The 24,401-nt window shown below is 73.0% G+C and carries 19 protein-coding genes; 11 read left to right on the top strand and 8 right to left on the bottom strand.

Features of this window, described 5'->3' with window-relative positions; genetic code table 11:
* Position 1 precedes the first annotated feature (1 nt).
* Entirely contained in the window at positions 2-172 is a 171-nt protein-coding gene (locus tag ACH34S_RS38065) for a hypothetical protein (protein WP_395957769.1), read from the bottom strand.
* Positions 173-331: 159 nt separating this feature from the next.
* On the bottom strand, positions 332-691 hold the full coding sequence (locus ACH34S_RS38070; RefSeq protein WP_395957770.1) for a hypothetical protein: 360 nt from the start codon (positions 689-691) through the stop codon (positions 332-334).
* Positions 692-951: 260 nt separating this feature from the next.
* On the opposite strand from ACH34S_RS38070, the gene ACH34S_RS38075 reads away from it, so the two are divergent.
* Together ACH34S_RS38075 and ACH34S_RS38080 are read left to right on the top strand one after the other, a co-directional pair.
* A complete protein-coding gene (locus ACH34S_RS38075) occupies positions 952-1,860 on the top strand; it encodes a universal stress protein (RefSeq protein ID WP_395957771.1) in 909 nt (302 codons plus the stop codon).
* Between the two features lie 46 nt (positions 1,861-1,906).
* Positions 1,907-4,549: a GNAT family N-acetyltransferase gene (locus tag ACH34S_RS38080; RefSeq protein ID WP_395957772.1), complete on the top strand. Its 2,643-nt coding sequence runs from the start codon at positions 1,907-1,909 to the stop codon at positions 4,547-4,549.
* On the opposite strand, the gene ACH34S_RS38085 is transcribed toward ACH34S_RS38080, so the two are convergent.
* The 4 genes from ACH34S_RS38085 to ACH34S_RS38100 all read right to left on the bottom strand — a co-directional run bounded on the left by ACH34S_RS38085 (position 4,546) and on the right by ACH34S_RS38100 (position 8,137).
* Complete coding sequence (locus ACH34S_RS38085) at positions 4,546-4,998, bottom strand: hypothetical protein (protein ID WP_395957773.1); 453 nt, start codon at positions 4,996-4,998, stop codon at positions 4,546-4,548. The genes ACH34S_RS38080 and ACH34S_RS38085 overlap by 4 nt on opposite strands.
* A 42-nt stretch (positions 4,999-5,040) precedes the next feature.
* Positions 5,041-6,246 carry an NAD(P)/FAD-dependent oxidoreductase gene (locus ACH34S_RS38090; protein ID WP_395957774.1) on the bottom strand — a complete coding sequence of 402 codons (1,206 nt, stop codon included), beginning with the start codon at positions 6,244-6,246 and terminating at the stop codon, positions 5,041-5,043.
* Positions 6,247-6,377: 131 nt separating this feature from the next.
* Entirely contained in the window at positions 6,378-7,736 is a 1,359-nt protein-coding gene (locus ACH34S_RS38095; protein ID WP_395957884.1) for a wax ester/triacylglycerol synthase family O-acyltransferase, read from the bottom strand.
* Between the two features lie 5 nt (positions 7,737-7,741).
* Positions 7,742-8,137, bottom strand: coding sequence for an STAS domain-containing protein (locus ACH34S_RS38100; protein WP_395957775.1), 396 nt, complete (start codon positions 8,135-8,137; stop codon positions 7,742-7,744).
* A gap of 265 nt (positions 8,138-8,402) precedes the next feature.
* On the opposite strand from ACH34S_RS38100, the gene ACH34S_RS38105 reads away from it, so the two are divergent.
* Positions 8,403-8,858 carry an ATP-binding cassette domain-containing protein gene (locus ACH34S_RS38105; RefSeq protein WP_395957885.1) on the top strand — a complete coding sequence of 152 codons (456 nt, stop codon included), beginning with the start codon at positions 8,403-8,405 and terminating at the stop codon, positions 8,856-8,858.
* Positions 8,855-9,199 carry a hypothetical protein gene (locus tag ACH34S_RS38110; RefSeq protein ID WP_395957776.1) on the top strand — a complete coding sequence of 115 codons (345 nt, stop codon included), beginning with the start codon at positions 8,855-8,857 and terminating at the stop codon, positions 9,197-9,199. The genes ACH34S_RS38105 and ACH34S_RS38110 overlap by 4 nt, the downstream gene beginning before the upstream one ends.
* Here ACH34S_RS38110 and ACH34S_RS38115 read toward each other — a convergent pair.
* A complete protein-coding gene (locus ACH34S_RS38115) occupies positions 9,186-13,919 on the bottom strand; it encodes a lysylphosphatidylglycerol synthase domain-containing protein (RefSeq protein WP_395957777.1) in 4,734 nt (1,577 codons plus the stop codon). The two genes, ACH34S_RS38110 and ACH34S_RS38115, sit on opposite strands and share 14 nt — an antisense overlap.
* Positions 13,920-13,939: 20 nt before the next feature.
* Complete coding sequence (locus ACH34S_RS38120; protein ID WP_395957778.1) at positions 13,940-16,255, bottom strand: heavy metal translocating P-type ATPase; 2,316 nt, start codon at positions 16,253-16,255, stop codon at positions 13,940-13,942.
* Between the two features lie 256 nt (positions 16,256-16,511).
* On the opposite strand from ACH34S_RS38120, the gene ACH34S_RS38125 reads away from it, so the two are divergent.
* From ACH34S_RS38125 to pflB, 7 genes are all read left to right on the top strand, one after another.
* Entirely contained in the window at positions 16,512-17,360 is an 849-nt protein-coding gene (locus ACH34S_RS38125) for a universal stress protein (protein WP_395957779.1), read from the top strand.
* 21 nt (positions 17,361-17,381) lie between these two features.
* Positions 17,382-18,125 (top strand): hypothetical protein, encoded by a 744-nt coding sequence (locus tag ACH34S_RS38130; RefSeq protein WP_395957780.1) that lies wholly within the window; start codon positions 17,382-17,384, stop codon positions 18,123-18,125.
* Positions 18,122-18,325, top strand: a complete 204-nt coding sequence (locus ACH34S_RS38135) for a DUF1918 domain-containing protein (RefSeq protein WP_395957781.1) — start codon at positions 18,122-18,124, stop codon at positions 18,323-18,325. Before ACH34S_RS38130 ends, ACH34S_RS38135 begins: the two co-directional genes overlap by 4 nt.
* Before the next feature lie 43 nt (positions 18,326-18,368).
* Entirely contained in the window at positions 18,369-19,004 is a 636-nt protein-coding gene (locus ACH34S_RS38140) for a phosphoribosyltransferase family protein (protein ID WP_395957782.1), read from the top strand.
* Between the two features lie 65 nt (positions 19,005-19,069).
* A complete protein-coding gene (locus ACH34S_RS38145; protein ID WP_395957783.1) occupies positions 19,070-20,119 on the top strand; it encodes a class I fructose-bisphosphate aldolase in 1,050 nt (349 codons plus the stop codon).
* A 111-nt stretch (positions 20,120-20,230) separates the two neighbouring features.
* Positions 20,231-21,949: a GAF domain-containing protein gene (locus ACH34S_RS38150; protein ID WP_395957784.1), complete on the top strand. Its 1,719-nt coding sequence runs from the start codon at positions 20,231-20,233 to the stop codon at positions 21,947-21,949.
* 188 nt (positions 21,950-22,137) lie between these two features.
* Positions 22,138-24,399 carry a formate C-acetyltransferase gene (gene pflB / locus ACH34S_RS38155; RefSeq protein ID WP_395957785.1) on the top strand — a complete coding sequence of 754 codons (2,262 nt, stop codon included), beginning with the start codon at positions 22,138-22,140 and terminating at the stop codon, positions 24,397-24,399.
* Positions 24,400-24,401 lie beyond the last annotated feature (2 nt).

The following is a 24,401-nucleotide window of genomic DNA, read 5'->3' on the forward strand; positions in this document are numbered from 1 at the left end:
CTCACCGCGCTACCGGTGCGGCGCCGTCGTCCGGCGCGTCCAGGGGAGTGCCCTCCAGGGCGGAGGCCAGCAGGCGGGTCGCTTCGGTGAGCGCGGCGACCTGCCTTTCCAGCACCGCGACACGGTGTTCCAGGGCCAGGACGGGGGAACCGGTGGAGAGCTGCCTCGCCATCGCGAAGCTCCTTCCGGGTCGGCGCGCCGCCCGGCTGGCGGCTGCGGTGCCGATTCCAGCGTCTGCCGGGTGCGGCTCCGGCGCGTAGGGACCTTCGTCCCGTGACCTGCGCCGTCCGGCCCCTGCGGGCTCTTCCGGCGCGGGGGGTGGGACAGCGGGTCAGGCGGTCGCCGCGGTGTCGCGGCGTGCCTTGCGGCGCGTGTCCCAGGACCGGGTCAAGTGCTCCACCCGGGCGCGCAGCCGGGTGCCCGCCGTGCTGATGGCCTCGGGCATCGAGGTGCCGGAGGCGTAGGCGTTGACCGGGACGCCGTTGAGGTCCACCCGCAGCGAGACCAGGTTCGGCCGCGGCACGGCGGGGTCCTGGAGGACATTGAGAGTGATCTTGGCGTGCAGGACCGGGCGCGGGGCGTGCGCCAGCACGCGGGCGACGACGTCCCGGGCGCGCTGGACGTCCTCCTGCGGGACGTCCTGGATGGTGGTGACCTGAATGTCGACTTCGTTCGGCGCTGTGTCAGGCAACGTCGGCCTCCTCTTGCGAAATGATCAGCGCAATCAGCGTCGGCCTTGCGCGTGCACCGCCCCTAGGGACCTACGTCCCGCGCCACGGCGCCGTACGGCCCGGCGTCGCCGCGGCCGGAGCTCCTCGGCGGTCCGGCTCGGTGACCTGCCCAGGAGGGCCGATGGTCCCTCGTCCCGTGGACCGAAGCCCCTCCACCGGGACGGTCTCCGCCGGTCAGCCTGAAGGTGTCCGAACGACGGAGACGCGAGGGGGAGTGGGCATGAACACCGAGTCGATCACGGGTGTCGTCGTCGGCTATGACGGCTCTGAGGGCAGTGTCCAGGCCTTGGACTGGGCAGCTGAGGAGGCTCAGGCCCGCGGCTTGCCGCTGACGGTGCTGCACGCATGGGGCGCCTACCGCGGCGGCCCGATGGCCGTGCCCGTCCTCGACGTGAAGAGGATCGCGGAGGACGCCCTGAACGACGCCCTGGAGCATGTCCGGAAGGTGTCGCCCGACCTGACGGTGCGGGCGGTGCTCCGGCGCTGGCCTGCGCCCGGGAGCCTGATCGAGGCGGGTGAGAGCGCGGATCTGATCGTGCTGGGCCCGCGCGGTCTCGGCGGATTCGTCGGGCTGGTGCTCGGTTCGGTCGGTGCGCAGGTGGCCGCGCACGCCGCGTGCCCGGTCATCATCGTCCGCGGCGCCCCGGACCCCCACCTGGAGGAGCCGGGGCCTGGGCGTGTCGTCGTCGGCGTGGACGGTTCAGCGGCCTCGCGGGCGGCGTTGGCGATGGGCTTCGCCGAGGCCGACGCGCGTGGGCTGTCGTTGAGCGCGGTGGTCGCCTGGGATCCGGTGCCCGCGAAGGACCTGCCGCCGCTGGTGGACGAGGCGGGCCTGCGCGAGGCGGCCGAGACCGCTATTGCGCGGCTGATGATTCCGCTGCGCGAACGCCATCCCGGGGTGGACGTGCGGACCGAGGTCGTGGCCGGGTCTCCGAGGGATGTCCTGCTCGACGCGGCGGGTGAGGCGCGTCTGCTCGTCGTCGGCTCGCGAGGGCTGGGCGGCTTCCGGGGCCTGCTGCTCGGGTCGGTCAGTCACGCCCTGGTCCACCACGCGCCCTGCCCGGTGGCGGTCGTCCACGCTCCCGGTGAGGCGGGGGACGTCAGGGACGAAGGTCCCCCCGGCCGGTGACCTTGGGACGATGATCCGCGGGCTGCTCCCGTCCGACGCTGGAGGTATGGCACAGGACCTCATGAGCGCGCGGGTGTTCGCGCTGCTGACCGATGGAACGCAGGTCGAGATCAAGCGGCTGGACGCGGCGGATCGGGACGCGGTGTGCGACCTGCACCGCGGCCTGAGCGAGCAGAGCCTGTACCTGCGGTTCTTCGGCCTCAACCAGGCGATGGCGGGACAGGTGGCCGACCGGATCTGCCGCTCCGACGGCGACGATCACGCGGCCCTCGGCGCATGGCTGGGCGGTGACCTGGTCGGGGTGGCCGAGTACGAGCCGACCGGCGTGCCCGGGGAGGCCGAGGTCGCGATGGCGGTGGCCGACCGGATGCATCACCGGGGCGTCGGGACGTTGCTGCTGGAGCATCTCGGGTCGCTGGCCCGCGCCAACGGGGTGGTGGCGTTCCGCGCGGACACCCTGGCCGAGAACACCCCGATGCTGCGGGTCTTCGCCGACGCGGGGATGCCGGCCCGCCGCGAGGCCTCCGGGGGCGTGGTGGAGCTGACCCTTCCGCTCGTCTCCGACGAGCGCTACCTCGACGCGGTGGCCGAGCGGGAACGCCGCGCGGACGTGGCCAGCCTGCAGCGGCTGCTGCAGCCCCGGACGGTCGTGGTCGTCGGCGCGTCCCGCCGCCGGGGGACGGTCGGCGCCGAGATCCTGCACAACATCGTCGACGGCGGGTTCAAGGGAACCGTCTACGCGGTCAACCCACATTCGGCGGGCGCCGATCTGCACGGGGTGCCGTGCGTGGCCGCACTCGCCGACCTCCCAGAGCCGCCCGACCTGGCGGTCATCACCGTGCCCGCGGGGTCGGTGCCGGGCGTGGCCGCCGCCTGCGGGCGGTCCGGGGCGTCCGCCCTCGTGGTGATCAGCTCCGGGCTCTCCGCCGCCCAGGGACGCGATCTCCTGGCGATCTGCCGCGAGCATGGCATGCGGCTGGTCGGACCGAACTGCCTGGGAATCGCCAACACCGCGATCGGGCTGGACGCGACGTTCGGCGCCCACCGCCCCCTGGCCGGGGCCGCGGGCGTGGTGGTGCAGTCCGGCGGCGTCGGGATCGCCCTGACCGAGCGGCTGTCCCGCCTCGGCATCGGCGTCTCCACCTTCGCCTCCGTCGGCGACAAATACGACGTCAGCGCCAACGACATGCTCATGTGGTGGGAGTCGGACGAGACGACCCGGCTCGGAATCCTGCATGTGGAGTCGTTCGGCAACCCGCGCAAGTTCGCGCGGACGGCCCGCCGGGTCGCCGCGCGGATGCCGCTGCTCACCGTGCTGGCGGGCCGGTCGCTGCCCGGCACCCGGGCGGCCGCGTCGCACACGGCGGCAGCCGCGACCCCGGAGATCACTCGGCGGGCGCTGTTCGCGCAGGCCGGGATCGTGGCCACCGACGACCTGGGGGAGCTGGTCGACGCCGCCGCGCTGCTGGCGACCCAGCCGCTGCCGGACGGGCCGCGGGTGGCGGTGGTGTCCAACGCGGGCGGCGGCGGGGTCCTGGCCGCCGACGCCTGCGCCGATGCCGGGCTCGCCGTCCCCGTCCTGGGGCCGGCCACGCAGCGCCGCCTCGCCGACCTGCTTCCGGTGTGCGCGGCGGTCGCCAACCCCGTCGACACTACGGCCGCCGTGTCCGCCGAGACGTTCCGCCGCGCGCTCGATGTCGTCGCCGAAGACGAATCGATCGACGCCGTTCTCGCGCTGGTGGCGCCGACGGCGCTCGGCGACCTGCGAGAGGCGCTCGCCGGCGGCGGCAAGCCGCTGGCGGGTGTGGTGCTGGGCCAGGCGGAGACCGTCACGATCACCGATGACGGCGTCCCGTGCTACGCCTACCCGGAGAACGCGGTCCGCGCGTTCGCGCACGCGTGGTCGCACGCCCGGCGGCTCGGCGTCCCGCCCGGCACGCCGCCGACGCTCCCGGGACTGCGGCCGGACGAGGCGGCGGGCATCACCGCCGGGTTCCTCGAAGCCTCCCCGGACGGCGGATGGCTGCCGCCCATCGACACCTTCCGGCTACTGGAGTCCTACGGGTTGCCGCTGGCGCCCTGGCGCTGGGCCCGGTCGGAGGACGAGGCTGCTGCGGCGGCCCGGGAGCTGGGCGGCCCGGTGGCGTTGAAGGCGCACGTGCCCGGGGTCGTGCACAAGACCGCGGCGGGCGCCCTGCAACTCGACCTGCACGGTGACAAGGACGTTCGCGGCGCCTTCCGGTGGCTGGCCGGCCGGTTCGGCGGCGACCTCGAAGGCGTGGTCGTCCAGGCCATGGCGGACGAGGGCGTCGAGGTGCTGTGCGGCGCCGTCCAGGAAGAGGTGTTCGGCCCCGTGGTCGTCTTCGGTGCCGGTGGCATCGACACCGACGCGCTGGCCGATCGCGCCGCCCGCCTGGCCCCGCTCACCCCCCAGGAGGCCGACGACCTGATCCGCGAGCCTCGCCTGTCCGCCCTCCTGCTGGGCCATCCCGCCCGCGCGGCCGGCGACGTCGAAGCGCTGCACGACACGCTGCTGCGCCTGTCCAGGCTGGTCGCCGACCATCCCGAGATCGCCGAGCTCGACCTCAACCCCACCATCGTCCGCCCGGACGGGGTGGTTGCCGTCGACGCCCGCGTCCGTGTCGCGCCCCGCAGGTCGTGGGACCCCTACCTGCGCCGCCTCCGCTAACGGGAGCGCACAGGCCGGGCCCGTTCGGCCGGGCGTTGGCCCTGCTGGGCGAAGCGCAGCAGCATGGAGGTCATGAGGCCGTCCAGCCAGCCGAGAGCGGCTGCGCAGGCCGTACGGGCGCCCGCGACGCCGCAGTGTTCGTCGAGCGGCGGGAACAGCGCGCGCATCTCGGCGGCCAGCGGCGCGGAGACCGACCGGGCCACTTCGTCCAGCAGGACGTTGAACATCATGGCGGCCCGGTGGGCTCCCGCCTCGTCGGCGTCGTCGGCGTGCAGTTCCGCGTTCATGGCCGACAGCAGCCGCCAGGTGCGCAGCAGCCGGGCGGGCGCGGTCACCTCATAGCCTTCGCGCGCCTCGCGGCCGACGCCGATCGGGATGGTCATCCGCGCCGGCCGAGGCGCCTGCGCGGGCCGCTTCTCGTGATCGGGTGGCCGGTGCCGGGTGGTCATCGGTCTCGCCTCCTCGTGTTCGAAGCCGATCAGTCGGTTGGGTCAGGGGAGGCGGACGTGGCCGTTGCGGGCCTTCCACAGGAAGTACCTCTCGAAGGCGAGCTTGGCCACGTGCGCCTGGGGGCCGGGGATCAGCACGCCCGCCTTGCGCGGTGGGAGCATGCGGTCGGCGAGGATCATCACGCCGTTGTTGCCGGCGTCCATGACGCACACGGCGGGGATGTCGCCGAAGCTCTTGTGGCGCGTCTGCTCCTCGCCGCGGATCCGGGCGGCGATGTTGGCGGCCGCCACGCGCGCCTGGACCTCGGTGGGGAAGCCGGTCTTGGGGACGCCGACCGGGATGGCCGTCGTCCACGGGACGGTCACGGCGGCGGCGACGCCGACGGCGTAGATGTTCGGGTAGGTGATCGCCTGGTAGGTGTCGTGCACGGGGACGAAGCCCTTGGCGTCCGCGAGCCCTGGCGTGGCGGCGATGACCTGCTGGCCGAGGAACGGCGGGATGATCACCGAGTAGGTGAAGTCGAGGGCGCCGCCGTCGTCGAGCAGGAGTTTTCCGGGGGAGGCTTCGGCCAGTGCCGTGCCGGTGATGGCCCGGATGCCCTCTTTCTTGCAGAACAGCTTGAGGAGGCGTTCCCCACCGGGGAGGCCGCCGATGCCGAAGTGGCCGAGGAACGGTTCGGCGGTCACGTAGGTCAGCGGCACCCGCCTGTTCAGCCCGCCCTTCCTGAGCTGGTAGGCGGTGTTGAACAGGAACTCGTACGCCGCGCCGAAGCAGCCGGTGCCCTGGACGGCGCCGATCACGATCGGGCCGGGGTCGTCCAGGAACCGGCGCCAGCCCTCGCCCGCCTGCTCGGCATCGGGCAGCGTGGTGATGGTGTGGACGCCGTTGGCCGGTTCCAGACCGGGCAGCACGGCCATGTCGTTGCGGTAGCCGGTGGCGATGACCAGGTAGTCGTAGGCGTAGGTCCCCGCGGTCGTCTTGACCCGCTTGGCGAGGGGTGCGATCGCCTTGGCCTCGGCGTGGACGAACTCGATGCCGTGCGTCTCGAAGGTCGGCGCGAGCGGGAAGGTGATGTCGTCTCCGGTGCGCTTGCCGAACGGCACCCAGATGAGCGAGGGGTTGAACAGGAACCGGTCGGACGCCGACACCACGGTGACGTCCACGTCGCCGTCCAGGGCGTTCTTGACGCTGATCGCCGCGGTCAGCCCGCCGAAGTTCCCGCCGAGGACCAGGACCTTCTTGCGCATCACGCTCACCTTCTCCGGTAGGGGCCTCCACCTCCAGGCTCGCGCCAGGGCGGGCCGTTCCGGTACGCGCGAAGGTCCCTTCCGGGCAAGGACGTTCGGTCCTTCCAGCAGGACGAGGTCGGTCGCCCGGCTCAGGCCGGGACGCGCGCCGTCTCCTTGAGGAGTTCGTCGATGCCGTCGCGGATGCCCACGCACAGCGTCCCCAGGTCGGGGACGGCGTCGTGGTCGGCGGTGACCCCGAACGACAGGCCGCCGTCGTAGGAGACGACGCCGATCGAGATCCGCAGGCCGACGGCGATCGGGATGTAGGGGGCCAGTTCCAGCATCCTGCGCCCCATCACGTACAGGGGGAGCGGCGGACCGGGGACGTTGGTGACGATCGTGTGGACCAGCGGCTGCCGCAACCGCAAGGCCGTGTGAGCGGCCACGGCGAGGACACCGGGGACGCCGCCGAGGAGGTTGACGAAGGCGTCGGGACCGGCGGCCTGCCCGCCGGCCTTCCAGGCGTCCATCTGCTCCCGGACCAGCCGGAACCGGCGCAGCGGGTCGGCCTCGCCGCACGGCAGGTCGACCAGGACCGCCGACACGCGGTTCGACAGCACGCCGCGCTCGCCGTCCGGCCGCACGGACACCGGGACCACGGCACGCACGACCGAATCCTCCATGAGCATGCCGCGCGCGGCCAGCAGATCCCGAAACCCGGACGCCGCCGCGGCCAGCGCGACGTCGTTGACCGACCCGCCGAACGCGCCCCGGATCTGGTCCACCTCGTCCATCCCGACGCCGACCCGCGACCATCGGCGGGCCGGACCGGTCGGACCGTTGAGTCTCGGCGCACCGGTTCCCCATAGCCGCGCCGCGTACCCCGGCAGCGCGCCCGCGACGGCGGCCGAATCCCGCAGCGCGGGCAGGAACAGCTGGGACGCCTGCCGCCCGAATCCCTTCAGCTCGTCCGCGATCCCATCGCGTATGAGGGACCACGCGGGCGGTTCGGGCTCGGGCGTCCATGCGTGCGGATCGGCCGGGGACCAGCCGGGCTCGGGGTCCAGCAGCACGGCGAGCAGGTCGATGCCCGCCAGCCCGTCGACCATGCAGTGGTGCACCTTGAAGATCAACGCCCAGCGGCCGTCCTCCAGGCCGTCGACCAGCCACACCTCCCACGGGGACCGGGACAGCTCCAGCCGCCGGCCGAGGATGTGTCCCGCCAGTTCGTGCAGCTCAGCGGGTCCGCCGGGGGCCGGAGCGGTCGCATGGAGGACGTGATCGCTGATCGTGAAGCGCTGATCGTCCACCCAGACGGGGTGGGCGAGGTGGAGTGGAACGGTCCGGACGCGCTGCCGGCAGCGCGGCGCGAGCCGGAGCCGGGCGAAGATCTCCCGCACCAGATCCGGGAACTCGGGCGCCGGGCCCTCGAACACGGTCACGATCCCGATCTGGAGCGGCCTGGTGTCGTTCTCGGCGAAGAACATCCCCGCGTCCAGCGCGTTCATCCGTTTCACCGCTCGCCCCCCTGCGCGGATGCGGGCCCGCCGCCGCGGGTTGACGCTTGGTCGCGCATGAACCGCTGGTCGAGGCCGGTGATCCGCAGGATCTTCGCCAGCTGCGGCCGGATCCCGGCCAGCGTGACGGCGCCGCCGCGGCGGTGGGCCAGCTCGTCCGCGGCGACGAACGCCGCCAGCCCTCGCGCGTCGCAGAAGGTCAGGGAGGAGACGTCGACGACGACGTCCGGGCCCCGGTCGCCGATCACCCGGGCCAGGCGGGCGGTGAACGCGGGGGCCGAGGCCATGTCCAGCTCGCCGGTGATCAGCATGCGTGGCGGACCGGCACCATCGCCCTTGAGCGACGTGGCGAGGTGTGCGGACGCGTCCTGCCGGGTGACGTGCGTGCCCATGACGGTTCCTCCCGTGGGCCTTCTGGTCACTCCAAGACTCTCCCGTCGCTCGCGGCACCAGTAGGGACCTACGTCCCGGCAGCCGGCCCACCAACGTCCCGGGGTTCGCGCCGTGCCGGCCGGCGGGGGATTCAGGGACCTTCGACCGCTGGCAGGCGCTGATCAGCGGCCTAGCGTCGATGGCGGAAGGTGGAGGAGGTGCGCTGTGGTCGCGTGGCGATACGGACCGAGGGCCTGACGAAGCGCTTCGGGGGCGGTCGACGGGCTGGACCTAGAGGTCGCCCGCGGGGAGATCTTCGGCTTTCTGGGGCCGAACGGAGCGGGAAAGTCAACGACGATCAGGCTCTTGCTCGGCCTCGCCAGGCCGACGGCCGGCCGGGCCTGGATCATGGACGTGCCCGTAGGGGACGTCGGATGGGCCCACCGGCATGTGGGCTACGTCGCCGGTGACGTCGCGCTCTGGCCGGAGCTGACCGGGCTGGAGACGCTGACCTACCTCGGGCGTCTGTCCGGCAGCGTCGACGTGCCGTTCCGGGACGAGCTGATCGAACGGCTGCGGTTCGACCCCGGGAAGCGCGCCCGCTCCTACTCCAGGAGGAACCGCCAGAAGCTCGCCCTGATCGCCGCGCTGATGATCAGGCCCGACGTGCTGCTGCTGGACGAGCCGACGTCCGGCCTGGATCCGCTGAAGGAGGCCGTGTTCCAGGCACTGGCCCGGTGACGGGCGCGGGCGTGGGATTGGCGGGCACGCTCGCCGCCACCCCCGCTGCCGGTCGCAGCCCTGGCCACGGGCCTGGCGGTGGTCCTGCTCGGCGCGCGGCCGCGGCTGACCGTCCCGGCGTCGGCGGCCGCGGGGCCGTCACCGCTTACCTGATCGAGACGATCGGGCCCGCGCTGGACTGGCCGGACCTCGTGCTGGCCGTGTCCCCGTTCCACCACCTGGCGGCCGTCCCGGCGGAACCGTTCGAGCTCGCCGCCGCGCTCGTCATGACCGTCGCGGCGATCGTGCTGGCCGCCGCCGGGTGCCTGCTCTTCGAGCACCGCGACCTCACCGGCGACTGAACCGCCGCCCGGTCCCGGCCGGGGAGCGCAGGGCGAGGGCGCCGGGAAGGATCGGCAGCCAGAAGCTGAGGACCCTGTAGACGAGGACGGTCACGACGGCCTCGGTCGGCCCGGTCCCGAAGGTCACCAGCGCCAGCACGAGGACAGGTTCAACGATCCCCACGCCACCCGGAAGGGGGCCGAGCAGCCTCAAGGGGATCAGCAGCAGGTAGACGGCCGCCAGGACGGCGGGGGAGATCGGCGCGTTCATGGCATGGCAGACGGCCAGGAAGGCGAGCACCGAGCAGGTGGTGACCGCGGAGCTGCCCGCGAGCAGCGCGATGAGGCGCCTGGGACGGCGCAGTCGCTGGGGCAGACCGGCCGCGGCGGCCCGCAGGGGCGGGAGGAGTTCGGCCCGGCGGCGCCACACCAGGACCGTGCCGAGCGATGCGACCACGGCGACGATCAGGATCAGCGGCTCGGCCCAGCCGGGCGCGTGCGGTGATCCCCAACCTTGCGCAGTGGCGGAGGCCAGCGCGAGAGACAGGGCGGTGAGGTGGACGAGCGCGCCGGTCAGCCGGGTGAGTGCGATGGTCGTGGCGGCCTCGTGCGGTCCGGCCCCGTGGTCGCGGAGATAGACGCCGAGGACGGCGCCGCCGCCCCGGCCGGTCGGATGCTGGCGGGAGAGGTAGGACGCGGCGGCCTGGTGCAGGCAGGTTCGTCCGAAGGCCAGGTCTCGCAGGGAGGCGCCCATCAAGGAGAGGGCGGCGCCCGCGTAGGAGGCCGCGACCAGCAGGGCGGCCAGCAGGAGCCATCGGAGGTGGACGTCCGCGAGCACCGGCACGGGGGAGCGCAGGCCCGTGATGCCGATGAGCGCATGGTAGGTGGCGTATCCGGCGGCGACGAGCAGCAGCAGGGACCAGGGCCGGGACGGGATCCGTGACAGCGGCCGGGGCGCGATGCCGGTGGCGCCCGCACCGGTCAGCTCCCGGCGGAGTTCGTCCAGGAGGAGGGGGTGGTCCCGGAGCGCCGTCCGGGTGGATCCCGCGAGGGCGAGCGGTTGCAGGTAGGGCACGGCGGCCTCGGCGGCGGGCAGCCCGAGCACGTCGACCGCGGCCTGGACGGCCCGCCGCGGCCCGGTGACCAGTGCGGTGGAGACGAGGAGTTCGGCCACGTCCTGCGCCAGCCGTCCGTCGCGGGCGGCGTCCTCGGCGAAGCCGAAGTCGACGAGCACGGGACGCCCGCCGGTGTCCACCAGGACGTTCGCCAGCCGCAGGTCGCGATGGGCGATCCGCGCCGCGCGGAGTTTCGCGACCTCCGACCACAGCTGCCGGAGGCAGGCGTCATCGGGCGCAGGGAGGGCACGGCCGCCGGTCTCGATCGCCTCCTCGGCGAGGATCCAGGTGCCGGGACCGGCGGGCGCCACGCCGATGACGGCGGGGACGCGGGCGCCGGCGGCGGCCGCGCGCAGGAGCATGTACGCCTCGTGCTCCACCTGCCGCTTGGGTGTCGCCATCGGTGTCTCGTCCTCGATCTCGCGGTAGAGCAGGAACCGGGCGGCCTTGAACAGCAGGTCCGCGTCGCGCTGGTCGCGGCCGAGCGCCTTGACGAAGACCGCGCGCCCGTCGGCGGTGACAGCGGTGAAGGGCACCGAGCCGCGGGCGTCGGCCTTGAGCGGAGCGACCTCCGGGCCGGTCAGGCCGCAGCGGGCGAGTCCCGCGGCGACCTGTTCCGGTGCCGGGACGTGGTTCGGCGTGCCGCGTGCGAGGTGGACCGCGCCGCCGACCGCCCAGCCGAGCGCCGTCCCGGCGACGACGTCGAGCGGGAAATGGGCGCCGACGTAGACGCGGCTCACCGGCACGGCGATCGCGACCGTCCACAGGACCCACCGGACCGGGCGGCGGACGTGCGCCGAGGCGACGGTGGCCAGGGCGGCGGACACGGCGGCGTGGCCGGACACGAATCCGAGCCCGCCCTCGTGCGCGCCGCGCAGGACGACCTCCGACAGCAGCGCACCGGGCCGTCCGCGGTCGGCGAGGTCCTTGACCAGCTTGGCCAGCAGCCAGGCCAGCGAACCGCCCAGAGCCAGGTCGGCGGCCAGCCGGACCCGGCGGACGGCCAGCGCCGCCGCGGCGGTCACCGCGACGGCGCCGAGCGCGCCCGTCTGCATCACGACGTGGACCGGCCGGAACAGCCAGCCCGGCAAGCCGTTGACCAGGCGGAACACGCCGGCCTCCGGGCCCAGCAGCAAACCGTCCGCGGCGAAGAGGGCGAGGGAGAGGCACAGACCGAGCCCGGCGACGACCCGGATCATGTCGGACGGATGCCGCGCCGTGGCGGGCGTCCCCACCGGGAACAGGCCGAGGCGGGGTCTAGGGAGGAGGCGCGGGCGGAACCGTCGCTTGCGAAGTGGCCCAGAAGGCTCGTGCTCTGGGTCGATGATGCGACGCGCCGCCGCCGGCGCGGGCGTCGTGGCTGAGGCGGTCATGGTGAGGAGCCGGGCCGTGTCCTCGTCGAGCAGTGCCGGTGCCGTATCGGTCTCCGCCCGTCCCCAGCCGACGATCCAGGGCCGTCCATGCCCGTCGACCAGGACGTTCTCCGGGGTGAGGTCGCGGTGGGCGATGCGGTCGCGGCGCAGAGCCGCACCCTGCCGCCACAGGTCGTCCAGCGTGTCCCGCGTCGGCTCGCCGGGCCCGTCCAGCGGTCGCCCGTCGACGTGATCCATGACCAGGGCCCAGGTGCCCGGGCCGACCTCGGTCACGAACCTGACGGCCGGCACCCGCGCACCGGCCCGCCGGGCGCGCATCAGCAGATAGCCCTCGTGCTCGGCCAGCTGCTTGGCGGTGGCGAACGGCGGCTCGCCCGGTCTGCGCCGCCACAGCCGGCCCAGCCGGTGCAGCGTGTCGGCGTCGCGCTGGTCGCGTCCGATCACCTTGACGAAGAGCCGTCCGGCCGAGGTGTCCGCGGCGATCGGGACCGCGTGCCGCAGATCGCCCGGCACGCGGTGGACGTCCGTCACCGTCAGCCCGTGCCTGGCGAGCGTCTCCCGGACCGCCGCGAGCCGGGGCCGGTGCCCCGGCGTCCCGACGACGAGCAGGGCCGCCGCGCCCGCCGCCCAGCCCAACGCCGCACCGCCGAGCGCGTCCAGCGGGAAATGCGCTCCCACGTAGACCCGCGCCGCGCCGACGGCGGCGACCACCAGCCACAGGACGCGCCGGTACGGGCGGGGAAGGTAGGCGCCCGCCACCGTGACCAGTGCCGCGGCCACCGCCGTGTGCCCGGCGACGAAGCCCGTGCCCCAAGGGGTCGCGTCCGCCCGGAGCGCCACACCGTCCAGCAACGCCGCGGGGCGCGGCCGTCCGGACACGTCCTTGACGGCCTTGGCCGCGATCCACGCGAGCGTCCCGCCCCCGCACAGCGTGACGGCCAGACGGAACCTGCGCAGGAGGACGGCGCCCAGCGCGGCGATGGCGACGGCTCCGAGCCAGCCGGCCTGCATCAGCAGCCACATCGGCGGCTCGATCGCATCGGGCAGGTCGTTCACCAGCCGGAACAGGTCGGCGTCCCAGCCGGGCACGCCCCGGCTCGCCGCGACCAGCACCGCCAGCGAGGCCAGGGCGAGCACCAGCCGGACGGCGTCCATCGGGTGCCGGAACACCTCCTCGCGCGGCCGCCCGGCGTCCGCCGGGCGGCCCCACCGCCACCACGGCCACAGCAGCCCGCCCATCGGCAGGTAGAGCAGGTAGGTGAAGAACCGGAACAGCAGCACGCCCGCCGTCACCGCGGGCAGGTCGGCCCCGGTGAGGTCCAGCCCGCCGATCAGCGCCAGGTCGAGCACACCCGCGCTGCCGGGCGTGAGCGGGATGACGGTCACCTGCCGCGCGACCGTGTAGACGGCGAACGCCTCCAGCACCCCCACCCGGGCCGCGCCCGCCGCCTGCAACGAGGCGTACAGCACCGCGAACACGCACACGTGGTAGCCCACGGACGACAGCGTCAGCGCCGGCCACCGGGCGCGGATCAGCTCACGCGCCCCGGCCTGGAACCGCGCCACATCACCGGCATGACCGTCCACCCTGCGGTGCAGCAGCCGCGCGACCGGACGCGCCGCGCGGACACCGGCGGCCACGATGGCCGACGCCGCGCGATCGTGCCAGAGCATGACGCCCGCCAGCGCGACCAGCACGGCGGCCAGGCCCAGCCCCAGCACCCCCGCGCCGCGCACCTGCGGCGGCACGTCCGACGCCAGCGCGAGCAGGCCCAGTGCGAGCAGCGGCAGGGTCAAGCGGGTGAGGACGTTCCACAGGCCGGTCACCAGCACCTGCAGCGCGATCGGGCCCGCCCGGAAACCGAGCTCGCGGCACATCGTGACGTTCAACGCCGCCCCGGCGGCCCCGCCGCCCGGCAGGGCGTACGACAGCGCGGTGGTCACCACGTTCATGACGGAGGCGGGAACGATCTTCAGGCCCGGGAGCGCCGCGCTGAGACCGACGGCCGACAGCAGCACCGACAAGACCGTTAGTCCTGACAGCAGGAGGAGCTCGAGGGCGCTCACCCGCGTCCGCAGGATCTCGGTGACCCTCTCCAGGTCCACCAAGCCGGGCAGCACCTTGCCGAAGATCGCGGCGACGACCAGCAGCGCGAGGGCACGCCCGAACCACGTCCGGGCACGTCCCCGGCCCGGGTCGCGTCCCTCGGACGCCGGTGAGCCGGTGTGGTCCTGCTCGACGATCCGCGTCACCGGTGTCTCCTTCAGGGCTGTCAGTGCGTGGCCGGGGCGTGGACGTCGGCCAGGACGAAGTAGTTCTCCTCCTCCTGGGCGAAGTGCAGCCGGAGGACGGCGTACAGCTCCTGGACGGTCCGCCGCAGGTCACCCGCCGTCTCCGGTGCCGCGGGGTTCGCTCGGAGCTCCGTGACGAGCGCGCCGATGCGCCGCGCCAGCTCGGCGATCTCGGTGTGCCCGCGGCTCATGGGGCCGGTCGGGTCGCAGCCGCCCAGTGCCCGCGCGACGGCGGGGTAGAGCAGCCGTTCGTCCTTGCGTTCGTGGGTGGCGAGGTCGGTCAGGAACCCTGTGAGGGTGTCGATCGCCGCGTCGCGTTCCCGGCCGGGGGAGGCGGTGATCGCGTCCGCCAGGGCGGGCAGCCGTTCGATCCGGGGCCACAGTGCGCGATGCTCCTCGTCCAGCCGGCGGACGAGTTCGGCCTCGTCGCCGCGCAGGCGCGGGGCGCGGTCGCGTCCCGGGCCGAGGACGCGCAGCGCGGACAGGATCGCGGCGACGTCGATGCCCTCCTGGAGCAGCGCGCCCGCCGCCGGGGCCAGCAGCCCGAACGCGGCCGCGACCATCGCGGCCAGGGACAGGCCCATGCCCGTCAGGACGCTCTGCCGCGCCACCGTCCGGGTGCGCCGTGCGATGGCCAGGGTCTCGGCCAGCCGCTCCAGCCGGTCCACGGTGATCACGACGTCGGCCGCCTCCGACGAGGCGGTGGCGCCGCGGGCGCCGAGCGCGACGCCGACTCCGGCGGCGGCCAATGCGGGCGCGTCGTTGACGCCGTCGCCGACCATCACGGTCGCCGCGCGGGCGCTCTCGGCACGGGCGACGCCGACCTTCCCGGCGGGTGTCAGCCCGGAGTGGACGCTGTCGGCGCCGACCAGTTCGGCGATCGGGCCGGCGACGTCCGCGCGGTCGCCGGTCACCATGACCGTCCGGGCGATGCCGGCGTGGCGGAGCAGCCGGAAGGTGCGGGGCGCGTCGGGACGGAGGCGGTCGCGCAGCAGCAGCGCGGCCGCGATCTGCCCGTCCACACCGGCGAACACGGTGATCGCGCCGCGGGCGGCGGCGCGGCTCCGCACCCGGTCCAGCCAGGCGGCGTCGGCGTGCCCGGCCCAGGCCGCCTTGCCGACGCTGACCCGGTGCCCGTTCACGGTGCCGCGCACGCCCTGGCCGGGGGTCTCGGTGACGTCGGACGGCTCGGCGAGCCGCAGCCCGCGTTCGGTGGCGGCGCGCACGATCGCCGAGGCCAGCACGTGCGGGGAGACCTGGTCGAGGGAGGCGGCGAGCAGCAGCGGGTCCGCGGCGGTCGCGTGCCGGGCGGGGATGATCTCGGTGAGCGCGGGCCGTCCGGTGGTGATGGTCCCGGTCTTGTCGAACAGCAGCACCCGGGCGCGGGCGAGGCGTTCCAGCGTGCCGCCGCCCTTCACCACGACACCGCGTCGCGCGCAGCGCGACAGGCCGGAGACGAAGGCGATCGGTGCCGCGATGATCAGCGGGCACGGGGTGGCGACCACCAGCACCGCGACGGCCCGCACCGGATCCCCGGAGGCGAGCCATGCCGCCCCGGCCAGCAGCAGCGTGAGCGGCAGGAAGACCGCCGAGTACCGGTCGGCGAGCCGCACGAACGGCGCGTTCTCGGCGGCGGCCTCCTCCGCCAGCCGGACGATCCCCGCGTAGGTGCTGGAGCGGGCGTCGCTGGTGGCGCGCAGCGCGAACGGCCGGCCGCCGTTGACCGTCCCGGCGCGGACCGCGTCCCCTGCGGGACGCTCCACCGGCAGCGGCTCCCCGGTCAGCGTGGATTCGTCCAGGACGGCGGTCCCGGACTCCACCTGCCCGTCCACCGGCACGGTCTCCCCGGCCCGGACCAGCAGCCGGTCGCCGGGCCTGACCTCGCCGACGCCGACGGTGTCCAGACCGGCGGCGGTCCGGCGATGCGCGACGCGGGGCGCGAGCGACAGCAGGGCACCGAGGTCGCGGCGGGCGCGGCGCCCCGCACGTTCCTCCAGCAGCCGGCCGCCGCTGAGCATCACGGCGATCACGGCGCCCGCGAACGCCTCGCCGACGGCCAGGGTCCCGGCCAGCGCCAGCACCGCGATCACGTCGCTGCCGAACCTGCGGTGCAGCAGGCCCTCCACGACCCACCACACCGCCGGACCGAGCGCGAGCACCGTCACCGTCAGCCAGACGATGTCACCGGCGTCCGCGCCTGCGGCCCAGCGCACCAAGGCACCGGTCGCCAGACCTCCGCCGGTCACGGCGAAGAGCACGTCGTGACCGTGCCGCATGAGCGTGCTCCGTGCGTCCATCTCGCCGCCCTCCGGGTGTCGCCTCCACGCTCGCCGGTGAAGGTCCAGGCCGCCCAGGGGCCGACGGGTGGCCGCGGGCGTGCCGATCGGCCCGTCCCGGGAGGGCCGGTGGGCACCCGCCGGGGGGACTTTCGGCCCTACGACGGCGGCGCCCCCGCGATGAAGCGTGGAACCGATGGCCGTGCTCACCGGCCCCTGCACCTGACCTGCTGGGCCGTACGGAACCGCGGCCCACCGCCGTGAAGAGGAGGACCCGATGACCGAGCCGATCGTCGTCGGCGCCGACGGATCCGACGAAGCCGGCCGCGCCCTCGACTGGGCCGCCGGCGAAGCCGTCCTGCGCGACCGCCCGCTGCACATCGTGCACGCCGTGGAGATCCGGCAGTACAGGGCGCCCGTGTTCGTGCCGCCCGAGACCCCCGAGTACCTGAACCGTGCCGGGCACGAGATCCTGGCCGCCGCCCGGGAACGCGTCCAGAAGCGGTGGCCGGGCCTGGTGACGACGACCACCCTGGTCACCGGAGAGGCACCGCGAGCTCTGCAGGAGGAGTCGGAGAAGGGGTTCGAGCTCGTGCTGGGCAGCCGCGGGCGGGGCGGGTTCGCCAGCCTGCTGCTGGGCTCGGTGAGCCTGCGGATGGCCGGGCATTCCGCCGTCCCGGTGGTGATCGTGCGCGGGGACGCCACCGACCACGGCGAGATCGTCGTGGGCATCGACCTGATCCGCGACGCCGACGCGGTGCTGGACTACGCCTTCGACGCCGCGAGGGTCCACGGCGCCCGTCTCCGGGTGGTCCACGCCTGGCAGACGTTCGCGACCCTCGTCGAGGCCGGCTACGCCTTCGACTACGAGCAGATCGAACTGGACCTGCGCAACGCGGTCATCGCCGCGTACGAACCCTTCCGGGCCAAGTACCCGCAGGTCGACGTCGTGGACGAGATCGTCCTGAAGCACCCGGTGACCGCGCTGTCCACCGCCTCGCGCAACGCCCGCCTGCTGGTGGTCGGAGCCCACGACCGCCGCTGGAACGCCCCGCAACTCGGTTCGGTCTGCCACGGCGTCATCCACCACGCTCCGTGCCCGGTCGCCATCGTCCCGCCCGCCTGAACTTCCGCGAAGGAGAAGATGATGAGCACCGTCGTCCGCAGAGCCGCGCTACCCGTTCTCGCCGCCGGCGCCTACGCCGCTCTGGTCCGTCCTCGCCTGCTGCGCTGGGGCGCGACCGCCGAAGAGTCGGCGGCCGTGTATCCGGGCGACGACCTCGTTCAGGACGCGACGGCACAGTCGACCATGGCCGTCTCGTTGCCCGCGCCGCCGGAGGAGGTCTGGCCGTGGCTGGTCCAGATGGGCTGCGGGCGAGGCGGATGGTACAGCTGGGACCTGCTCGACCACGGCGGGCGGCCGAGCGCCGACCGCATTCACCTCGAATGGCAGGAAACGGCGGTCGGCGACCACCTGCCCACGGTGCCCGGCGGCGGATCCTACTTCCTGGTCGAGATGCTCGATAAGCCCCGGACCCTGATACTGCGGGCCGACTTGGAATTGCCGTCCGGTAAGCCGTTCGACCCGCGCGGCCCCAGGCCCAAGGCCTACACCGACGGGATCTGGGCGTTCCACCTACGGCCGCTGCCCGACGGCGGGACACGGCTGGTCGTCCGCACGCGCGGGCGGGGGAGCCCCGCCATGGCCGACCGCCTCGTCGCCCGGCTGTTCGGCGAGCCCGCGCATTTCATCATGCAGCACCGGCAATTCCGCAACCTCCGCCGTCGTGTCAGCGGAGACGGAGGTGGGCGCGGGCCTTCGGCCCAGCGCTTGAGAAGTGCCGCACGATCGTTCGGCAAACGGCGCGAAATGTCAGGAGGAATTCGATGAAGGCGAACATCGGCGATTGGGTGATCGTGCGAGGCCACCAGGTGGGAGAACCGGCCCGCAAGGCGCTGATCCGTGAAATTCACGGCACCGACGGCGCGCCTCCTTACGTCGTGGAATGGGACGACGGGCACATCAGCACCTACTTCCCGGCCGCGGACGCCGTCATCGAGGCGCACCCGGCGACCGGCCGGCCGACCTGAGGGATGCGCGCCACTCCGGAAACGGCCACGAGCGGGAGGGACGATGTTCTCCGATCGGCGGGACGCGGGACGGCGGCTCGCCGCCAGGCTGCACCGATACAGCGGCACGAACGTGCTGGTACTCGGGCTCGCCGGGGGCGGGCTCGGCGTGGCGGCCGAGACGGCCGCGTCGCTCGGCGCTCCGCTGGACGCGCTCGTCGTGCGCGAGATCACCCTCCCGGACGGTGCTCGTGTGGGCGCGATCTCGGAGGGCCGGGCACGCGTTCTGGACGAGGACGCCGTCCGGCAGGCGAAGGCCGGTGACGAGGAGATCCGCGGGCTTGAGCGGCGTGTGCGCGCCGACGCGCGAACGCTCGGCCTCCGGCTCCGCTCGGGCCGCCCGCGCCGTCCACTGACCGGTCGCGCCGCCATCGTCGTCGACGACGGCGCGGCGTCCCGGCCCGCCCTGGACGTGGCGTGCCGCGACGCCCGGGCGGAAGGCGCGGCACGGGTCGTCGTCGCCGTGCCCGCCGCGTCACCGGCCGACGTCGACCATCTGCGGATGGTCGCCGATGAGGTGGTGTGCCTTCTGGCCCCGGCCTTCTTCACGACGGCGAGCGACTTCTACCTGGACTTCAGGCCGGTCTCCGAGGCCGACATCACCCGCCTGATCGGACGCGCGGCCGAGTACACCGCCTGACGGCCATCGACAGAGAGCGGCACCTCGCCCCGAGGAAAGCCACACACACGGAAACGGCTGGACACATGGAACTCAAGGAGATGCTGGGCGACGAGGCACAGTCCCTCCTCACCCACGAATGCGAAACGATCTCACGCAACCGGCTGCAGCTCCCGGGACCCGACTTCGTCGACCGGGTGCTCGCGGCCGGTGACCGCCCGCCGGCCGTGCTCCGCAACCTGCAGCACGTGTTCGACACCGGCCGGCTGGCCGGCACCGGATACCTGTCGATCCTTCCCGTCGACCAAGGGGTCGAGCATTCCGCGGCCGCGTCGTTCGCCCCGAACCCGGCCTACTTCGACCCGGCCGCGCTGTGCGAGCTGGCCGTCGAGGCGGAATGCAACGCCATCGCCAGCACCGTCGGCGTGCTGGGCATGACCTCCCGGCGGTACGCGCACCGGATCCCGTTCATCGCCAAGCTCAACCACAACCAGCTGCTCAGCTACCCCAACACCTACGACCAGGTGATGTTCGCCTCCGTCCGGCAGGCGTTCGACCTGGGCGCCGTCGCCGTCGGAGCCACGGTCTACTTCGGCGCCCCCGAGAGCATGCGGCAGCTGCAGGAGGTGCGGGAGGCGTTCGCCCACGCGCACGAGCTGGGGATGTTCACCGTCCTGTGGGCCTACCTGCGCAATGGCGCCTTCACCAAGGACGGCGTCGACTACCACGTCAGCGCCGACCTGACCGGGCAGGCCAACCACCTGGCGGCCACCGTCGAGGCCGACATCGTCAAGCAGAAGCAGCCGCAGAGCAACGGCGGGTTCCGTGCGCTCGACTTCGGCAGGACGGATGAGCGGGTGTACGGCGAGCTGACCACCGAGCATCCGATCGATCTCACCCGCTGGCAGGTCGCCAATTGCTACATGGGACGGGTCGGGCTGATCAACTCCGGCGGCGCCTCGGCCGGAGGCGGCGACCTGGCCAAGGCCGTCCGCACCGCCGTCATCAACAAGCGCGCGGGGGGCATGGGCCTGATCGTCGGACGCAAGTCGTTCCAGCGCCCCCGGGGCGAGGGCGTCGCGCTCCTGCACGCCGTCCAGGACGTCTACCTCGACGACACCGTCACCATCGCCTGACCACAACCCGTTCAGGCCGGGAAGACGGGGCAGATCTTCGTTCCTTCGATCGGGACGATCATTCACCCCCTCGGCACCGATTCAGTGGCCTTTGTGGGGAATACTGGCTATGTGTCTGAGGAGTCTGACGTCGGCAGGAACCGGGCGCGGCTGATCCTGCCGCAGCTGCAGCTGGACGATCTGCTGACCGAGCTCCAGGCGCGGCTGGAGGCGGCGCGGTCGACGCGGGATCGTGTGCACGCGCTGCTGGAGGCCGTGGTGTCGGTCGGCAGCGAGCTGGACCTTGAGTCGGTGCTGCGGCGGATCACCGAGGCGGCCACCACCCTGGTCGACGCCCGCTACGGCGCTCTCGGCGTGATCGACGAGGAGGGCGAACGGCTGGTCCAGTTCGTCACGGTCGGTGTCGGTGACAAGGAGATCGAGGCGATCGGGCACTGGCCGCACGGTCATGGGATCTTGGGGCTGCTGATCCGTGAGCCGCATTCGATTCGCCTGCCCGATCTCGGGGGACATCCCGACTCTTACGGCTTCCCGGCGAACCATCCGCCGATGCGGACGTTCCTGGGCGTCCCGATCCGGGTGCGCGACGAGGTGTTCGGCAACCTGTACCTGACCGAGAAGGCGGGCGGCGAGGAGTTCGATCAAGAGGACGAGGTCGTCGTTACCGCGCTCGCCACCGCAGCCGGGGTCGCGATCGAGAACGCCCGGCTGTACCAGGAGACACGGCGGCGGGAGCGCTGGCTGGAGGCTTCACAGGAAATTTCCACGGCGCTGCTGTCGGGCACGGACCCGCACGAGGTGACCACGCTGGTGGCCCAGCGCGCTCGGGAGATCGCCGACGCCCATCTGGCGACGGTGGCACTGGTCGAAGAGGGAGAGACCGATTTCGTCGTGGAGTGCGCGCACGGCGAGGGCGCCGAGGATCTCGTAGGACTGCGGGTGCCCCTGGACCATTCGGTGGCCGGTCCGGTCTTCGCCGACGGTGTGGCGTTGCGGCTGGCCGACGGGAACGCGGCGGCGCGTGAGGCGAACGTCCCGGAGCGGGTGCCCATCGGGCCGTTGATCGTGGTGCCGCTGGGTGTGGGCGCCTCGGCGCGCGGGGTGATCTCGGTGATCAACCCGCCGGGCGGCACGGTGTTCTCCGACGGGACGCAGCGGCTGCTGGAGGCGTTCGCCGGGCAGGCGGCCGTGGCGCTGGAACTGGCCGAGCGGCGCCGCGACGCCGAGCGGCTGACCCTGCTGGAAGATCGCGACCGGATCGCCCGGGACCTGCACGACACGGTGATCCAGCGGCTGTTCGCCACCGCGATGGCGTTGATGGCGACGATGAAGCTGGTGCAGCGGAAGGAAGTGGCGGTGCGGGTGCAGCGCGCGGTGGACGACCTGGACGACACCATCCGCCAGATCCGCTCGTCCATCTTCGCCTTGCAGGTCGCCGACGAGGAGGAGTCGCTGCGCAGCCGCGTCCACGCGCTGGTCGACATGGCCGCCGAGCAACTGCAGTTCGCGCCGTCGGTGCGGCTGGACGGGCTCCTGGACACGGTGGTCGACGAGGAGACCGGCGAGCATCTGCTGGCCGTCGTCCAGGAGGCGCTGTCCAACGTGGCCCGGCACGCCCAGGCCACCGAGACGGCGGTGAACATCGACGTCGGCGACGATGTCACGGTGCGAGTCGAGGACAACGGCGTCGGCATCCCCGAAGGCGGCCGCCGCAGCGGACTCCGCAACATCGACGAGCGAGCCAAGACACTGGGCGGCACGAGTACGACCGAGCCACGACCTGGCGGCGGGACCACGCTGACATGGCAGGTACCTCTCAAGCAGAACTGACCGGTCAACGGCCCGCCGACCGCCGCCCGAGCGCACACGGGATCGCGTCGCGGGAGGCCGCTCCCTCCGGCCTTCGGCCGTCGGTCCCTTCATAGGGCCGTTGGTCACCCGATCAGGGACCTCCGCCCCTGGGTGGTCTATACCTCTCCCGGCGATAGTCGAAGTGAGCGAGACCATCGGAGGCAGGGATGACGGCGATCGGGCTAGACGACGTCCAGCACGACCAATCCGCATGGCGCGGGTTCCACGGTAGGACTTGGCGGGAGCACATCGACGTACGCGATTTCGTCCAAGCGAACTACACGCCGTACGAAGGCGACGCCTCATTCCTTCAAGGCTCCACGGAGCGCACGCGCGAGGTCTGGGGACGGATCGCCGCCATGTTCGGGGAGGAGCTCCGCCGCGGCATCCTCGACGTGGACGCCTCGACACCGTCCTCGATCACCTCGCACGCGCCCGGCTACATCGATCGTGACCGCGAGCTGATCGTGGGCCTGCAGACCGACGCGCCGCTCAAGCGCGCCATCATGCCCAACGGCGGCTTGCGCATGGTGGAGAAGGGCCTGGAGGCCTACGGTTACGACCTGGACCCGTCCGTGCGGACGATCTTCACCGCCTACCGCAAGACCCACAACGACGGCGTGTTCGACGCCTACACGCCCGAGATCATGCGGGCCCGGCGCTCGCACATCATCACCGGCCTGCCGGACGCCTACGGACGCGGGCGCATCATCGGCGACTACCGCCGGGTCGCGCTCTACGGCGTGGACCGCCTGATCGAGGCCAAGCGCGCCGATCGGCGCACCCTGGACGACCTGCCCTCCAGCGCCGACGTGATCCGCGACCGCGAGGAGCTCGCCGAGCAGATCCGCGCGCTGGACGAGCTCAAACACATGGCCGCCTCCTACGGATACGACATCTCAGGCCCCGCCCGCACCGGGCGCGAGGCGCTCCAATGGCTGTACTTCGGCTACCTGGCCGCCATCAAGGAGCAGAACGGCGCCGCCATGTCGCTCGGCCGCACGTCCACGTTCTGCGACATCTACCTCCAGCGCGACCTCGCCGAAGACCGCCTGGACGAGACGGCCGCCCAGGAGCTGATCGACGACTTCGTGGTCAAACTGCGGATCGTCCGGTTCCTGCGCACACCCGAGTACGACGAGCTGTTCTCCGGCGACCCCACCTGGGTGACCGAGGCCATCGGCGGCATGGGCACCGACGGGCGCACGCTCGTCACCCGCACCTCCTACCGTCTCCTCCAGACCCTCTACAACCTCGGCCCCGCGCCGGAGCCGAACCTGACCGTTCTGTGGTCGCCCCGCCTGCCGGAGCCGTTCAAGCGGTTCTGCGCCAAGGTCTCCATCGACACCAGCTCGGTGCAGTACGAGAGCGACGACCTGATCCGGCCGCGCCTCGGCGACGACGCCGCGATCGCCTGCTGCGTGTCGGCCATGGAGGTCGGCAAGAAGATGCAGTTCTTCGGCGCCCGCGTCAACCTCGCCAAGGCGCTGCTGTACGCGATCAACGGCGGCCGCGACGAGATCACCGGCGAGCAGGTCGCCCCCGCGTTCCCGCCGCTGGACGGCGACGTCCTCGACTACGAGCAGGTGCGCGCGGCCTACGACCGGATGCTGGACTGGCTGGCCGCCACCTACGTCGACGCGCTCAACGTCATCCACTACATGCACGACAAGTACGCCTACGAGCGCGTCGAGATGGCTCTGCACGACCACCCGGTCATGCGCACGCTCGCCTGCGGGATCGCCGGCCTGTCAGTGGCCGCCGACAGCCTGTCGGCCATCAGGTACGCGCGGGTCCGCGTGATCCGGGACGCGACCGGGCTCGCGACCGACTACGCCATCGACGGCGACTTCCCCGCCTACGGCAACAACGACGACCGCGCCGACAGCATCGCCGTGGACCTGGTCACCACGTTCATGGCCAAGGTGCGCGCCCGTCCGGCCTACCGGGACGCCGAGCACACGCTCTCGGTGCTCACCATCACCTCCAATGTCGTGTACGGCAAGCACACCGGCAACACCCCGGACGGCCGCCGGACCGGCGAGCCGTTCGCGCCCGGCGCCAACCCCATGAACGGCCGGGACCAGCACGGCATGGTCGCCGCCGCACTGTCGGTCGCGAAGATCCCCTACGACCAGTCCCGCGACGGCATCTCCCTCACCGAGACCATCACCCCGGCGGGCCTCGGCCGCACGCCCGAGGAGCGGATCGGCAACCTCACCGGGATCCTCGACGGATACACGGACGCCGGCGGCTACCACATGAACGTCAACGTCCTCGACCGCGCCACGCTCCTGGACGCCATGGAGCACCCCGAGCGGTACCCGCAGCTGACCATCCGGGTGTCCGGCTACGCGGTGAACTTCGTCCGCCTGACGCCCGAGCAGCAGCGCGACGTCGTCAACCGCACCTTTCACGCAGCACTGTGAGA

The sequence above is a fragment of the Actinomadura sp. 3N508 genome (genome assembly GCF_044326375.1).
Lineage (GTDB): Bacteria > Actinomycetota > Actinomycetes > Streptosporangiales > Streptosporangiaceae > Spirillospora.

What these genes read in the sequence shown, in the direction of transcription:
- ACH34S_RS38145 (WP_395957783.1), top strand. Translation starts at nt 19,070, where the DNA reads ATGGAACTCAAGGAGATGCTGGGCGACGAGGCACAGTCCCTCCTCACC.
- ACH34S_RS38095 (WP_395957884.1), bottom strand. Translation starts at nt 7,736, where the DNA reads ATGAACGCGCTGGACGCGGGGATGTTCTTCGCCGAGAACGACACCAGG.
- ACH34S_RS38100 (WP_395957775.1), bottom strand. Translation starts at nt 8,137, where the DNA reads ATGGGCACGCACGTCACCCGGCAGGACGCGTCCGCACACCTCGCCACG.
- ACH34S_RS38140 (WP_395957782.1), top strand. Translation starts at nt 18,369, where the DNA reads ATGTTCTCCGATCGGCGGGACGCGGGACGGCGGCTCGCCGCCAGGCTG.
- ACH34S_RS38135 (WP_395957781.1), top strand. Translation starts at nt 18,122, where the DNA reads ATGAAGGCGAACATCGGCGATTGGGTGATCGTGCGAGGCCACCAGGTG.
- ACH34S_RS38090 (WP_395957774.1), bottom strand. Translation starts at nt 6,246, where the DNA reads ATGCGCAAGAAGGTCCTGGTCCTCGGCGGGAACTTCGGCGGGCTGACC.
- ACH34S_RS38130 (WP_395957780.1), top strand. Translation starts at nt 17,382, where the DNA reads ATGAGCACCGTCGTCCGCAGAGCCGCGCTACCCGTTCTCGCCGCCGGC.
- ACH34S_RS38065 (WP_395957769.1), bottom strand. Translation starts at nt 172, where the DNA reads ATGGCGAGGCAGCTCTCCACCGGTTCCCCCGTCCTGGCCCTGGAACAC.
- ACH34S_RS38085 (WP_395957773.1), bottom strand. Translation starts at nt 4,998, where the DNA reads ATGACCACCCGGCACCGGCCACCCGATCACGAGAAGCGGCCCGCGCAG.
- pflB (WP_395957785.1), top strand. Translation starts at nt 22,138, where the DNA reads ATGACGGCGATCGGGCTAGACGACGTCCAGCACGACCAATCCGCATGG.
- ACH34S_RS38080 (WP_395957772.1), top strand. Translation starts at nt 1,907, where the DNA reads ATGGCACAGGACCTCATGAGCGCGCGGGTGTTCGCGCTGCTGACCGAT.
- ACH34S_RS38120 (WP_395957778.1), bottom strand. Translation starts at nt 16,255, where the DNA reads ATGGACGCACGGAGCACGCTCATGCGGCACGGTCACGACGTGCTCTTC.
- ACH34S_RS38125 (WP_395957779.1), top strand. Translation starts at nt 16,512, where the DNA reads ATGACCGAGCCGATCGTCGTCGGCGCCGACGGATCCGACGAAGCCGGC.
- ACH34S_RS38075 (WP_395957771.1), top strand. Translation starts at nt 952, where the DNA reads ATGAACACCGAGTCGATCACGGGTGTCGTCGTCGGCTATGACGGCTCT.